Annotated in this window: 12 protein-coding genes; 9 read left to right on the top strand and 3 right to left on the bottom strand. The window is 64.8% G+C overall.

Going from position 1 to position 12,778, the window contains the following annotated elements; all coding sequences use genetic code 11:
* Positions 1-38 precede the first annotated feature (38 nt).
* The 4 genes from PSAL_RS11810 to ccoS are packed head-to-tail and all read left to right on the top strand — an operon-like array spanning position 39 to position 4,417.
* Complete coding sequence (locus PSAL_RS11810; RefSeq protein ID WP_119838587.1) at positions 39-1,592, top strand: RdxA/RdxB/FixG family protein; 1,554 nt, start codon at positions 39-41, stop codon at positions 1,590-1,592.
* Positions 1,592-2,077: a FixH family protein gene (locus tag PSAL_RS11805; protein WP_119838586.1), complete on the top strand. Its 486-nt coding sequence runs from the start codon at positions 1,592-1,594 to the stop codon at positions 2,075-2,077. Before PSAL_RS11810 ends, PSAL_RS11805 begins: the two co-directional genes overlap by 1 nt.
* Before the next feature lies 1 nt (position 2,078).
* Positions 2,079-4,253: a heavy metal translocating P-type ATPase gene (locus PSAL_RS11800; protein WP_119838585.1), complete on the top strand. Its 2,175-nt coding sequence runs from the start codon at positions 2,079-2,081 to the stop codon at positions 4,251-4,253.
* 5 nt (positions 4,254-4,258) lie between these two features.
* A complete protein-coding gene (gene ccoS, locus PSAL_RS11795) occupies positions 4,259-4,417 on the top strand; it encodes a cbb3-type cytochrome oxidase assembly protein CcoS (protein WP_119838584.1) in 159 nt (52 codons plus the stop codon).
* A gap of 89 nt (positions 4,418-4,506) precedes the next feature.
* Here the strand turns inward: ccoS and PSAL_RS11790 are convergent, their stop codons facing one another.
* On the bottom strand, positions 4,507-6,063 hold the full coding sequence (locus tag PSAL_RS11790; RefSeq protein ID WP_119838608.1) for a D-alanyl-D-alanine carboxypeptidase family protein: 1,557 nt from the start codon (positions 6,061-6,063) through the stop codon (positions 4,507-4,509).
* Between the two features lie 400 nt (positions 6,064-6,463).
* On the bottom strand, positions 6,464-7,174 hold the full coding sequence (locus PSAL_RS11785; RefSeq protein WP_119838583.1) for an HAD family hydrolase: 711 nt from the start codon (positions 7,172-7,174) through the stop codon (positions 6,464-6,466).
* Positions 7,175-7,304: 130 nt separating this feature from the next.
* On the opposite strand from PSAL_RS11785, the gene clpS reads away from it, so the two are divergent.
* From clpS to PSAL_RS11760, 5 genes are all read left to right on the top strand, one after another.
* Positions 7,305-7,628: an ATP-dependent Clp protease adapter ClpS gene (clpS, locus tag PSAL_RS11780; protein WP_231388501.1), complete on the top strand. Its 324-nt coding sequence runs from the start codon at positions 7,305-7,307 to the stop codon at positions 7,626-7,628.
* Between the two features lie 8 nt (positions 7,629-7,636).
* Positions 7,637-8,692 (top strand): class I SAM-dependent methyltransferase, encoded by a 1,056-nt coding sequence (locus PSAL_RS11775; protein ID WP_119838581.1) that lies wholly within the window; start codon positions 7,637-7,639, stop codon positions 8,690-8,692.
* Positions 8,689-9,504, top strand: a complete 816-nt coding sequence (locus tag PSAL_RS11770) for an SDR family NAD(P)-dependent oxidoreductase (RefSeq protein WP_119838580.1) — start codon at positions 8,689-8,691, stop codon at positions 9,502-9,504. Before PSAL_RS11775 ends, PSAL_RS11770 begins: the two co-directional genes overlap by 4 nt.
* 162 nt (positions 9,505-9,666) lie before the next feature.
* On the top strand, positions 9,667-10,557 hold the full coding sequence (gene hemF / locus PSAL_RS11765) for an oxygen-dependent coproporphyrinogen oxidase (RefSeq protein ID WP_119838579.1): 891 nt from the start codon (positions 9,667-9,669) through the stop codon (positions 10,555-10,557).
* Between the two features lie 152 nt (positions 10,558-10,709).
* Complete coding sequence (locus PSAL_RS11760) at positions 10,710-11,639, top strand: YihY/virulence factor BrkB family protein (RefSeq protein WP_119838578.1); 930 nt, start codon at positions 10,710-10,712, stop codon at positions 11,637-11,639.
* On the opposite strand, the gene hemE is transcribed toward PSAL_RS11760, so the two are convergent.
* The gene (gene hemE, locus PSAL_RS11755) at positions 11,636-12,667 is read right to left on the bottom strand and encodes a uroporphyrinogen decarboxylase (RefSeq protein ID WP_119838607.1); all 1,032 of its coding nucleotides are present in this window, start codon (positions 12,665-12,667) and stop codon (positions 11,636-11,638) included. The two genes, PSAL_RS11760 and hemE, sit on opposite strands and share 4 nt — an antisense overlap.
* Positions 12,668-12,778 lie beyond the last annotated feature (111 nt).

Genomic DNA, 12,778 nt, shown 5'->3' with positions numbered 1-12,778 from the left:
AGGATCCGGAAATACCTTGGATAAAGCGAGTCGCCCCAGTGACTGCCAACGAGCAAGAGCCCCAGCTATACGCCGCCAGAGAACCTATTTTCCCACGCCGGGTCTCGGGTAATTTTCGCCGGCTGAAATGGGTGATCATGGTGCTGACCCTCGGGGTCTATTACCTGACGCCCTGGATCCGCTGGGACCGGGGGCCGAACCTGCCGGATCAGGCGGTGCTGGTCGATCTGGGCAGTCGGCGGTTCTTCTTCTTCTGGATCGAGATCTGGCCGCATGAGTTCTATTTCGTCGCCGGGCTTCTGGTCATGGCGGGGCTGGGGCTGTTCCTGTTCACCTCGGCGCTCGGCCGGGTCTGGTGCGGGTATACCTGCCCGCAGACCGTCTGGACGGATCTGTTCATCCTTGTCGAACGCTGGATCGAAGGCGATCGCAACGCGCGCCTGCGCCTGCACCGGCAAAAGAAATGGGACCTGCGCAAGATCCGGCTAAGGGTCACGAAATGGACTATCTGGTTGCTGATCGGGCTGGGGACCGGCGGCGCCTGGGTGTTCTATTTTGCCGACGCGCCGACCCTGCTGCATGACCTGGTGACGCTGACGGCGCATCCGGTCGCCTATACGACCATGGCGATCCTGACCTTCACGACCTTCCTGTTCGGTGGGTTCGCTCGCGAACAGATCTGCATTTATGCCTGTCCCTGGCCGCGTATCCAGGCCGCGATGATGGACGAGGAAACCATCACCGTCGCCTACCGCGAGTGGCGCGGAGAGCCGCGCGGCAAGCACCGCCGCCGGGCCAAGATGCAGGCTGCCGCCGATTCTGCCCACAGCGACCTGCGCGCCACCGGGCCAAAGGAGGGGCGGCAAAGTCCGCTCATCCCCATGCCCGGCATGCCCCGCGGCGTGGGCGGTGCGGTGCCGGAAAAGGAAACCCTGGGCGATTGCATCGATTGCAACGCCTGCGTCAACGTCTGCCCAATGGGCATCGACATCCGCGACGGCCAGCAGATGGCCTGCATCACCTGCGCCCTGTGCATCGACGCCTGCGATGACGTGATGGACAAGATCGGCAAGCCGCGCGGCTTGATCGACTACATGGCACTGACGGATGAAAATGCCGAACGCGCCGGGGCCGAACCGCGCAAGATCTGGAAGCACGTGCTGCGGCCGCGCACCATTCTTTATACAGTGCTCTGGGCGGGGATCGGGCTGGCGATGCTCTTTGCCCTGTTCATCCGCCCTGAGATCGACATGACCGTCGCCCCGGTGCGCAACCCGACCTTCATCACCCTGTCCGATGGCGCCATCCGCAACGTCTATGACATCCGCATGCGCAACAAGAGCGGCGATGCGCGGCCCTTCCGCATGGCGCTGGCCGGCGATCCCTCCCTGGAGGTCGAGGTCGAGGGCAGCGAAGACGGCACGCTTGAAGTGCCCGCCGACAGCGCCCGTCTGGCCCGCGTCTATGTCACCGCGCCGGCCGGGACCCCGGCGGCAAGCATCGATCGCACGGAATTCCGCTTCTGGATCGAAGACCTCGACAGCGGAGAGCGGGCCAGCAAGGATACGGTCTTCAACGGAAGGGCAAACTGATGGACGAGGCATTGGAACGATCCGCAAAGCCGGGCTTTCAACTGAAGGGCTGGCATGTGCTGGCGGGGTTCGTCGCGGCCTTTTCGGTGATCATCGGGGTGAATATCTTCATGGCGACCCAGGCGGTGCGGACCTTTCCGGGGCTGGAGGTCAAGAACTCCTATGTCGCCTCGCAGCAATTCGACACCCGCCGCGTCGCGCAAGAGGCGCTTGGCTGGACCATCTGGGCCGATGAACAGGACGGGATGGTGCATCTGAAGATCACCGATGCCGATGGCACGCCGGTCCGCGCACGGGAACTGCACGCGGTGGTCGGGCGCGCCACTATCGCATCAGAGGACATCAGCCCGGCCTTTGCCTGGAACGGCAGCTTCTACGAAGCGCCGCTGGAACTGGCGGACGGGAACTGGAACATCCGCATGACCGCGATTGCCGAAGACGGCACGGAATTCGGCCAGCGGGTCGTCCTGCACGTGATCCGCTGACATGGGCGAAACGGCCAGTCTGTCTGCCTGTCCCGCCTGCGCCGCCGCGCCGCTGGCGCAGGACCGGGCCGCCCGCGTGATGGGACCGGCGCAGATTACCTTGTCGGTGCCCGGCCTGCATTGTGCGGCCTGCATGGACAAGGTCGAACGTGCCTTGCAGGGGCAGCCGGGGGTCCGGCGGGCGCGGGTCAACCTGACCCTGAAGCGCGCCATGATCGAGACCGAGCCGGGCCTCACCCCGGCCGACCTGATCCCATTTGTCGAGGCCGCAGGCTACGAGGCGCATGAGCTGGACGCTGGCAGCATTGCGGCCACGGCCACCGACCGTGCCGGGCGCGACCTGCTGATGCGGCTGGCGGTGGCGGGCTTTGCCTCGATGAATGTCATGCTGCTGTCGGTTTCGGTCTGGTCGGGGGCAGAGGACGCCACCCGCGACATGTTCCACTGGATCTCGGCGGCGATCGCCCTGCCGGCCATTGCCTTCAGCGGGCAGCCGTTCTTTCGCAGCGCCTGGGGTGCGCTGAAGGCTGGGCGTTTGAACATGGATGTGCCGATCACTCTGGCAATCCTGCTGGCTCTGGTCACTTCGGTCTGGGAAACCGCGCTTTCAGGTGAAGACGCCTATTTCGACGCGGCGCTAACGTTGACCTTCTTTCTGCTGGGGGGGCGCTACCTGGACCACCGGACCCGCGCCGTCGCCCGATCGGCGGCAGAGGAACTGACGGCGCTGGAGGTTCCCCGTGCCACTGTCCTGCGCAACGGACAAGAGGTCCTGCTGCCCATTGCCGAAGTCGTCGTCGGGGACCTGATCCGCCTGCGCCCCGGCGCCCGCCTGCCGGTGGACGGCGAGATCACCGAAGGCCATTCCGAACTGGACCGCGCCCTGCTGACCGGGGAAACCCTGCCGGTCGTCGCCGCGCCGGGGCAGCGCGTCAGCGCGGGCGAGGTCAATCTGACCGGCCCGCTGACCCTGCGCGCCACGGCGGTCGGGCGCGATACCTCGCTGCACCGCATGGCTGATCTCGTCGCGTTGGCCGAAAGCGGGCGCAGCCGCTACACCCCGCTGGCCGATCGCGCGGCGCGGCTATATGCGCCCGGCGTGCATATCCTGGCGGCGCTTGCCTTCATCGGGTGGCTGGCCTGGAGCGGCGATGCGCGGCTCGCACTGAACATCGCGGCCTCGGTGCTGATCATCACCTGCCCCTGCGCGCTTGGGCTGGCGGTGCCGGCGGTGACCACGGCTGCCTCCGGGCGGCTGTTCCGGCGCGGGATGCTGATCAAGCATGAGACCGCGCTGGAACGTCTGGCTGCTGTCGACACGGTCGTTTTCGACAAGACCGGGACGCTGACCACCGGCACCCCGCGCCTGCTGAACCCCGAGGCGCTGTCGCGCGAAGATCAGGCGCTGGCGCTCGGCCTCGCGCAGGGCTCGTCGCATCCGCTGAGCGTCGCAATCCGCACGGCCCTGACAGGGCAGGTGACACCCGCAGCCGTGACGGCGCTGCGCGAAGTGCCCGGTTTCGGGACCGAAGCCCAGTGGAATGGCATGACCCTGCGCCTTGGCCGGGCGCACTGGCTTGGTGTCGAGGCGGGTCCGCAAACCGCGACATGGCTGCAATCGGGCAGGGCGGATCCGGTTGAGCTGCGCTTTGCCGACAGCCTGCGCGAGGGCGCGGAAAGCACCGTGGCGGCATTGCGTGCCCAGGGCCGCCGGGTTCTGCTGATCTCGGGCGACAGTGCCGGGCCGGTGGCGGACCTGGCAAAACGGCTGGGGATCGAGGATTGGCAGGCCGGGGCGCTGCCGGGCGACAAGGCCGCGCGCATTGCGGCTCTGCAGGCCGAAGGCCACAAGGTACTGATGGTGGGCGACGGATTGAACGACACCGCTGCGCTGACTTCTGCCGATGTCAGCATTTCACCCGCCTCGGCGCTGGATGCTGCGCGGGTTGCCTCCGATATCGTGCTGCTGGGTGGCGATCTGGCGCCCATTCCGGGGGCTTTGACGACCGCCTCTCGCGCAACGGCGCGGATTCGTGAGAACTTCCGCATTGCGACACTGTATAATGTGATCGCTGTGCCGCTGGCCGTTGCGGGGCTGTGTTCGCCCCTGATCGCTGCTCTGGCCATGTCGGCCAGTTCGATCACCGTGTCGCTCAACGCGCTGCGATTGAGGTAAATCCAATGGACGTGCTTATCTGGCTTATCCCGATCTCCCTGTTTCTCGGGGCAGTCGGGCTTGTCGCCTTTGTCTGGAGCCTGCGGGCCAATCAATATGACGACCCGGACGGCAATTCCCAACGCATCCTGTCGGACCAATGGGACAACCATCCGCAACCCTGAATCCGCGTATCGCTCGCGGTCAGGACAGCAGGAAAAAGGGCGCCGGGTCATCGACCGGGCGCCCTTTTCGCATGTGGATCAGCTTCGGGTCAGGTGCCCGGATGCAGCATGAAGCAGGTCTGGCTGCGCGCCACCAGCCGCTGGCAGGTCCGGTCGGCTTCGTCCCGTGTCAGCCCTGTGAAGGTGGCGTCGAAACCACGCGGCCCGCGCACGACCTTGCGCCCGGCGCCGTCCAGAGTCTCGATTTCCGACAGGGCGGTGGTCAGCAGGGCGCGTTCCGCGATGCCTTCGGTGTTGAAGCGTCCGACATTCACGGCCCAGTTGGCTTCGCCGGCGTCGGTGCGGCGGGTGACGACCACTTCGCCGGCGCTCTGTGTCGATGCCGTCGATCCGGGCGTGGCCGGCAGAGCGGCAGGGAACTGGCCCAGCAGATCACCGGGGCGGGCCTTGGGGAAGATCTTGGGCGTCGTGATCGCAAGGCTCGACAGCATGACCGGTTGGGTCGCAGCCTGTGGTTCCGCTGTCGCGGCGATCTGAGCCGGGACTTCCGGCGGCAGCACAGCCGGAGCCGCGGGTTCATAGGCGGCATCGGTGGCCGTCGCTGTCGCCCCTGTGGGGGCCAGCGCGGCAACCTGGCGGGCGAGCATGTCCTCGATTTGCGGATCGTTGTCCTGATCGCCCTCGGCAAGGGCCAGCTGTTCGGGAATCTCGGGTTCGACAATGCCGGCGACATTGGCAGGCGCGGGTTCTGCCGGGGCGGGGCGTTCTGGGCGGGCGACAGGGCGCAGGCTGGCGGTGACGGCGCGCAGGCTGTTGCTTTCGCGGCCCGACATCAGCAACGGATCCTGAGGCGTGTAATTCGGCAGGCTGGGTTTGCGGGTGGTCACCGACTTGTCGGCGCGGTCAAAGCCCATGTCGAGCAGTTCGGCCATGCGCTGATTGCGCCAGGGGGTCGAGCTGCCGCCGAAAACGGCCGCGATGATCCGGACGCCACCCCGTTCGGCCGAGCCGACAAGGTTGAAGCCAGCGGCCCGGGTATAGCCGGTCTTGATTCCGTCCGCGCCACGATAGGCGGCCAGGAACTTGCGGTTGGTATTGTAAAGGGTCCGTCCCGGCACCGTGGTCGTCGTACGCCCGAACAGGTTGTAGTAATCCGGGTAGTCGTAGAACAGGTGGCGGCCCAGGTTGGCCATGTCGCGGGCGGTCGACATGTGCCCGGTGCTCGTCAGGCCATGGGCGTTCTTGAAGGTCGAATGGCTCATCCCCAGGGCACGGGCGGTGCGATCCATCCGGGCCGTGAAGGCGGATTCGGACCCGCTGATGGCTTCGCCGATGGCGGTGGCCGCGTCATTGGCGCTTTTGACGGCGGCAGCGCGGATCAGGTAGCGCAGTTTGATCTTCTGACCGGTACGCAGCCCCAGCTTCGACGGCGGTTCCGACGAGGCGTTGCGCGACACGGTGACCATCGTATCAAGCGAGATCTCGCCATTGCGGACGGCCTCGAAGGCAATGTAGAGCGTCAGCATCTTGGTCAGCGACGCCGGGTGCAGGCGCGTATCGGCATTGCGCGAATGCAGGACCTCGCCCGTCCGCGCGTCTATCACGATTGCCGCATAGGGCGCTGCCCGGGCTGCGCCGGTCATCATCCCGACCGCACAGAGAATTGCGAAGAATGTCGAAAATAGCCCCTTCAGGGCTGGCCAGACCTGCCGCTTCGTCACGTCGCTCACCTATTTGCCTCAAGGCGACCGGGATGGCCGCAACTGCCTTTTCCGCCGCCGGTTATCCGACTGGCGATGTTATCCAAAAAAGGTAGCACAGCAGAATATTGACGCAAAGCCCTTTGTTTTTAGGGGTTTGGAGAGGAATCTTAACGCACCCTACATCTGGTTGTAAGGCGCTGTTAACCTACAATAAATGCCATCCCGTGCCGAAGATTTTAGGCAATTTCGCAACAGCGGACGTTGAAAAACAGGGCTTCAAGGCCCTGTGAGTCCGCGTGATCCGAAGTTTCGGGTGCGGATTTCTGCCGATTGTGCCCCCATGTCAGCCGATGGCGTCGATCAATGCGGGCAGGGCCGCCAGGTCGTCGAGTTGGTGAAAACGCGCGGCATGATCATCGCGGGCCGGTGGTTCGGCGTGTTCCAGCGCCCAGGCCGGACCCTGAGGCACGAAGACGCCCCAGCCGCCGGCCTCGATCGGGGGCAGCACGTCGGATTTCATCGAATTGCCCACCATCAGGGCGCGGTCAGCGCCGTTGCCGTGGCGGGCGAAGATACCGGCATAGACCGTCGCGGTCTTGGCCGAGACGATTTCGACCGCATCGAACAGGTCCCCGAGGCCGGATTGCGCCAGCTTGCGTTCCTGGTCCAGCAGGTCGCCCTTGGTGATCAGGATGACGCGATGGGTGCGGGCGGTGGATTCCACGGCGGCGCGAGCGTGGGGCAGAAGGTCTATGGGGTGGCGCAGCATCTCCTGCCCGGCGTCGATCAGTTCGCGGATGGTAGCGGCGGGCACGCGGGCATCGGTGATCTCGATCGCGGTCTCGATCATCGACAGGACAAAGCCCTTGATACCGAATCCGTAGTGGCCGATGTTGCGCTGCTCGGCCGCCAACAGGCGGGTTTCCAGGTCACCCGGCTCGGCATAGTCGCGCAGCAGGCTTGCAAAACGTTCCTGCGTGACGCGAAAGAAGACCTCGTTATGCCAGAGCGTATCATCCGCATCGAAACCGATTGTCGTGACTTTTTGTGGCATTTCCGGGTAACCTTGGTTTCCCGCCCCCTTTCAAACAGGGGTCGAGACGCTATATAGACGCATTGATTCCAGCACCACAATTGCCCGAACCGGGCGGATGAGCGCAATGATGAACCTGTGGCCGATCTCCATGGCGGACAAAGACAACGACAACGATGACGGAGATGCCTCTGTCGTCGTCGAGACCCGTACCCGGACAAAACGCCCGCCGCTCTATAAGGTGCTGCTGCTGAACGACGATTACACGCCGATGGAATTCGTCGTGCTGATCCTCGAGCAATTCTTCCACCTGAACCATGCTCAGGCCTTCGAGATCATGCTGACCGTGCACAAGAAGGGCGTCGCCGTCGTCGGCGTCTTCAGCCACGAGATCGCGGAAACCAAGGTCGCCCAGGTGATGGATTTCGCCCGCAAGCATCAGCATCCGCTGCAATGCACGATGGAAAAGGAATAGATCCGGCCATGATCGGATCCCGCCTGCCGCTCGCCCTGGACGAGGGTGGCCTTGTGCTGCCCGATGGTCCTGTTGCGGTGCTCGCCCCGCGTGCGGGGGCAGATCTGACGGCCCTGCCGAAGGATCGCCTGCGTATCGTCACCGGATTTTATCCTGATCATGCGGCCTTTCGCGCCTCCGGCCATGCCTGTGCCTTGGGACCGGAGTGCGCTGTAAAGGCCGATGGGGCCTTTGCGGCCGTGATTGTCTGCCTGCCACGGGCCAAGGCGCAGGCGCGGGGGCTGATCGCTGCCGCCCGTACCATGACCGCCGGGCCGGTGATCGTCGATGGCCAGAAGGAAGACGGCATCGATTCGGTCTTTCGGGATTGCCGGCGTCGCGCTACTGTCGAAGGCCCTGTGAACAAGGCACATGGCCGGATGTTCTGGATGCAGGACGGCGATTTCGCCGATTGGGCCGTGGCCGGCCCGCAAGAGGTCGTGCCGGGCTTCACCACCTTGCCCGGCGTGTTTTCGGCCGATGGTGTCGATCCGGCTTCGGCCCTATTGGCCGAGGCGTTGCCGGCGTTGAAGGGCCGGGTGGCCGATCTGGGTGCCGGCTGGGGCTGGTTGTCCGCCGCGGTGCTGAAGGCCTCCGCAGTCACGCGGCTGGACCTGGTCGAGGCCGATCACAGCGCGCTCGCCTGCGCGCGCCGCAATGTCACCGATACGCGTGCGGCCTTCCACTGGGCCGATGCCCGCGACTGGCAGCCCGAGACGCCGCTGGACGCGGTGGTGATGAACCCGCCATTTCACAACAGCCGGGCCGCCGATCCGGAGCTTGGCCGCGATTTCATCCGCGCCGCCGCGCGCGGGCTGAACGGGCGCGGTCAACTGCTGTTGGTCGCCAACCGGCATCTGCCCTACGAACCGCTGCTGGACGAGCTTTTCGTCGATTCGGGTGAATTCGGCGGAAACCGCAGTTTCAAGCTGTTGCGCGGGCTCCAGCCCCGCGGCAGCCGGTCTCGCCAAGCTGCGCGCGGCGCAGTAGGCTCGCCACCGGGACAAAAGGGAAAACAGAGATGAGCTTTTCGATTGCCGGCAAGACGGCCATCGTGACGGGTGCCGCGAACGGGATCGGCCTGGCCATCGCCAAGCTGTTTGCCGACAAGGGTGCCAATGTCATGTTCGCCGACATGGACGAAGCCCGGTTGCAGGCCGAGCTGGGCGAGATCGGCGAGGACGAAGGCAATATCCGCTATTTCGCCGGCGACCTGCGGGAAAAGCTGACCATCGCGAACCTGCTGTCGGCGACTCTGGATGCCTTTGATCAGGTGGATATCCTGGTCAATGCCTCGCGTCAGATTGCGGTGTCGGATGCGCTGAACCCCGATGATGACGCAGTCGAAACGCTGTTGCAGCAGAACCTGATCACGGCCCTGCGGGTCAGCCAGACCATTGCCAAGCGGATGATCAAGCAGGCCGAGGCGCGCGACAGTGTTCAGGGATCCGGACAGAACGGGGCCATCGTGAACCTGTCCTCGATCGCCGCCCGACGCACCCACCCGGACCTGATGGCCTATTCGGTCTCGACTGCGGCTCTGGATCAGATGACGCGCAGCATGGCCTTGGCGCTGGCACCGCACAAGATCCGCGTCAATGCTGTGGCCTTCGGGTCGGTCATGTCCTCGTCCCTGCAGGAAACGCTGAAGGACAACCGCGAATATCGCACCGATATCGAGGATCACACCCCGCTGCACCGGATCGCCCCGCCAAGCGAACTGGCCGAGGCGGTGCAATATTTGGTCTGCGAGGCGTCGTCCTTCATGACCGGTCAGATCATGACCGTGGACGGCGGGCGTAGCCTGCTGGATTCCGTCGCCGCACCGGCACATTAACAAGGCGCCGCACCAGCGCATTTAGAGCGGTCGCTACCGCAATGAATATAGCCCTTCGGCCCGTTCAGAGCGGGCGCAGGGCAGGGGCGCTGCCCCTCTTGAGGCCCCAGGGGCCCTCAATTCACCCCGGAGTATTTCCGGCCAGATGACAGGGGAGCCTTCATGGCAGACATGGACACCGAAAAGGCCCGCGCCAGCGCCTGGTTCCGCAGCCTGCGGGACGAAATCGTCGCGGCCTTCGAAAGGCTGGAGAAGGCACAGGTGAAGGGGCCGCTTTCCGGGACCGCGCCGGGTCGTTTCGAGGTGAGTGAGACGCGGCGGGCCTCTGAAGACGGTTCGGACGCCGGGGGCGGGCTGATGAGCGTGATGCGTGGCGGGCGCGTCTTTGAAAAGGTCGGGGTCAATGTTTCGACCGTGCATGGCCAGTTGGGCGAACGCGCGCAGGCGGCGATGGCCGCCCGCAAGGGGCTGCCGGGGATGGCTGATGATCCGCGTTTCTGGGCATCGGGGATTTCGCTGGTGGCGCATATGCAGAACCCGCATTGCCCGGCCGTGCACATGAATACCCGCATGTTCTGGACCCCGCATGGGTGGTGGTTTGGGGGTGGGTCGGACCTGAACCCCTGTCTGGAACGTCCCGAGGATACGGCGCATTTCCATTCCGTGCAGAAATCCCATTGCGACCGCCACGACGCGGACTTCTACCCGCGGTTCAAGGCATGGGCGGACGAGTATTTCTATGTCCCGCATCGCATGCGGGCACGTGGCGTCGGGGGGATCTTCCTTGACGATCATTGTTCGGGCGATTGGGAGGCCGATTTCGCCTTTATCCAGGATGTCGGACGCGCCTTCCTGCCCGCCTTCCTGCCGCTGATTGAAAAGCGACGCGGTATCGAATGGGACGAGGCCGACAAGGAGGCGCAACTGGTGCATCGCGGTCTCTATGCCGAATACAATCTGGTTTACGACCGGGGCACGAAATTCGGGCTGGAGACCGGTCATGACGCGAATGCGGTCCTGATGTCACTGCCCCCGTTGGCAAAATGGATCTGATCCCGGGACAGGGGCGGCGCACCTTCGCCCCGCTGCAAGGACGGATCTGAACGAAGCGATGCATTGCTGCCGCTGTTGCTGGTGAAAATGCCCCGGGCCATTTCCTGCGTCGGAGCATCGGGCTAGCTTGTCCCCGACGGAAGGGGAATTCCATGAGCCTGCGCGACATCTGGACCTTGATACGCGGCATCATTGCCCGCATGGGGCAGCTCAACATGGGGCTGATCGCTGCCGGAGTGGCCTTCTATGCCATGCTGGCGACGTTCCCCGCGCTTGCGGCGACCATCGCGCTCTGGGGGCTGATTTCCGATCCCGATGTGGTGTTGCAGGAGCTGCAATTGCTGCAAGAGATCATCCCTGCCGAGATCTATTCCCTAGTCGAAGCACAGATCATGACGCTGACCACGTCCAGCGGCAGCACGCTTGGCTGGGCCGGGGCGCTGTCGCTGTTGATCGCGATCTGGTCGGCGCGCTCGGGCGTGGCAGCGCTGATCCTGGGGCTGAACCAGATCCACGGCGAAGACAACCGGTCGTCCCTGCTGCACTACCTGATTGCCATCGCCCTGACCGTGGCGTTGATCGGGGTTGCGATCGTGACATTGGCTTCGGTGGTCGTGGTGCCCGTGGTGCTGAGCTTCGTGCCCCTTGGCGGCCTGGCGACGGTGCTGGTGGAGTTGGCACGATGGGCGGCAGCTGTCCTGGCGCTATACGTCGGGCTGAGCCTGATTTACCGCTACGGCCCCAACAACGCCGGCGCGCGACTTGGCTGGGTGACACCGGGGGCGGCCTTCGCCGTGTTGTTCTGGGCCGTGGCCTCGATCGGGTTCTCGGTCTACCTGTCGAATTTCGCCAATTACAACGAGGTCTACGGATCGCTTGGCGCGGCCGTCGCGATGTTGTTCTGGCTGTATATCAGCGCCTTCCTGGTGCTGATCGGCGCGGTCCTGAACGTGCAATTGCGCGCCCGTCAAAGTGAAGCCAAGGTCAACCGCGAGGCCGCTGACCCGGCAGCGGAAGACCCCGCCGCATCCCCGACGACGCCCGCCCCCGTCGGTCGCTCCGAGCCTGCGCATACCGCCTAGAGGCTGCGCAGGGTCTCGATCATCAGAGCCACGTTTTCGGGATCGGCATCCGGTGTGATACCGTGGCCAAGGTTGAAGATATGCGGACCTTGCGAAAACGCTCCGGCAATGCGTTTCACCTCTGAAACCAATTCATCGCCACCGGTGACCATGTGGCCGGGGGCCAGGTTGCCCTGTACACAGCCGTCGACCTGAACATGGGATGCCGCCCATTGCGCATCGACGGAATTGTCCAGCGCGACACAGCTTGCGCCGGTTGCCTTGGCGAACCCTTCATAGCGCGGCCCGGCCTGGCGTGGGAACAGGATCACCGGCAGCTCGGGGTATTTGGCGCGCAAGGCCGTCACGATGCGGCGCATGGGCTCCAGAGCATAACGGTCGAAATCCGCTCCCTGCAACGACCCGGCCCAGCTGTCGAACAGCTTCACCACCTCTGCCCCGGCCTCGACCTGGGCCGAAAGGTATTCGATGGTCCCCTCGATCAGCCGCTCGATCAGCGCGTCGAAAACCGCCGGATCTTCGTTCTTGAGCTTGTGCGCCGGCCCCTGGTCCGGGGTGCCACGCCCGGCCACCATATAGGTCGCCACGGTCCAGGGCGCGCCGGCGAAACCGATCAGCGTCGTTTCCTCGGGCAGGGCGCCCTTCAGGATCTTCAGGGTGTCGTAAATCGGCGACAGCACTTCGTGCACCTCTGACGCAGGCTTCAGCGTCGCCATGCCACCTGCGTCGGTGATCGTCGACAGGCGTGGTCCCTCTCCGGTCACGAACCACAGATCCGCGCCAAGCGCTTGAGGCAACAGCAAGATATCGGCAAACAGGATCGCGGCGTCGAAACCATACCGCCGGATCGGCTGCAGGGTCACCTCGGCGGCCAGTTCCGGGTTGTAGCACAGCGACAGGAAATCCCCCGCCTGCGCCCGCGTCGCGCGATATTCCGGCAGATACCGCCCGGCCTGCCGCATCATCCAGATCGGCGGTGTGGGCAATGTCTCTCCGGCCAGGGCCCTCAGGATCGTCTTCTGCGCCATTTTTCCCTCCAGCATTTCCCCTTCTGGTCGCGGTCCGCCCTCCGATTGTCAAGCCGATGCCCCCATTCCCCCGCCCACCAGCACCGAAAACCCTGCCTCTCCTGCGCCTCC

This window comes from Pseudooceanicola algae, assembly GCF_003590145.2.
Classification (GTDB): domain Bacteria; phylum Pseudomonadota; class Alphaproteobacteria; order Rhodobacterales; family Rhodobacteraceae; genus Pseudooceanicola; species Pseudooceanicola algae.
This window is presented reverse-complemented; position numbering and strand designations above follow the sequence as displayed.

Bases quoted from the DNA above. Each gene is read 5' to 3' on its own strand.
- PSAL_RS11805 (WP_119838586.1), top strand. From the start codon at position 1,592: ATGGACGAGGCATTGGAACGATCCGCAAAGCCGGGCTTTCAACTGAAG.
- PSAL_RS11800 (WP_119838585.1), top strand. From the start codon at position 2,079: ATGGGCGAAACGGCCAGTCTGTCTGCCTGTCCCGCCTGCGCCGCCGCG.
- ccoS (WP_119838584.1), top strand. From the start codon at position 4,259: ATGGACGTGCTTATCTGGCTTATCCCGATCTCCCTGTTTCTCGGGGCA.
- PSAL_RS11790 (WP_119838608.1), bottom strand. From the start codon at position 6,063: ATGATGACCGGCGCAGCCCGGGCAGCGCCCTATGCGGCAATCGTGATA.
- PSAL_RS11785 (WP_119838583.1), bottom strand. From the start codon at position 7,174: ATGCCACAAAAAGTCACGACAATCGGTTTCGATGCGGATGATACGCTC.
- clpS (WP_231388501.1), top strand. From the start codon at position 7,305: ATGGCGGACAAAGACAACGACAACGATGACGGAGATGCCTCTGTCGTC.
- PSAL_RS11775 (WP_119838581.1), top strand. From the start codon at position 7,637: ATGATCGGATCCCGCCTGCCGCTCGCCCTGGACGAGGGTGGCCTTGTG.
- PSAL_RS11770 (WP_119838580.1), top strand. From the start codon at position 8,689: ATGAGCTTTTCGATTGCCGGCAAGACGGCCATCGTGACGGGTGCCGCG.
- hemF (WP_119838579.1), top strand. From the start codon at position 9,667: ATGGCAGACATGGACACCGAAAAGGCCCGCGCCAGCGCCTGGTTCCGC.
- PSAL_RS11760 (WP_119838578.1), top strand. From the start codon at position 10,710: ATGAGCCTGCGCGACATCTGGACCTTGATACGCGGCATCATTGCCCGC.
- hemE (WP_119838607.1), bottom strand. From the start codon at position 12,667: ATGGCGCAGAAGACGATCCTGAGGGCCCTGGCCGGAGAGACATTGCCC.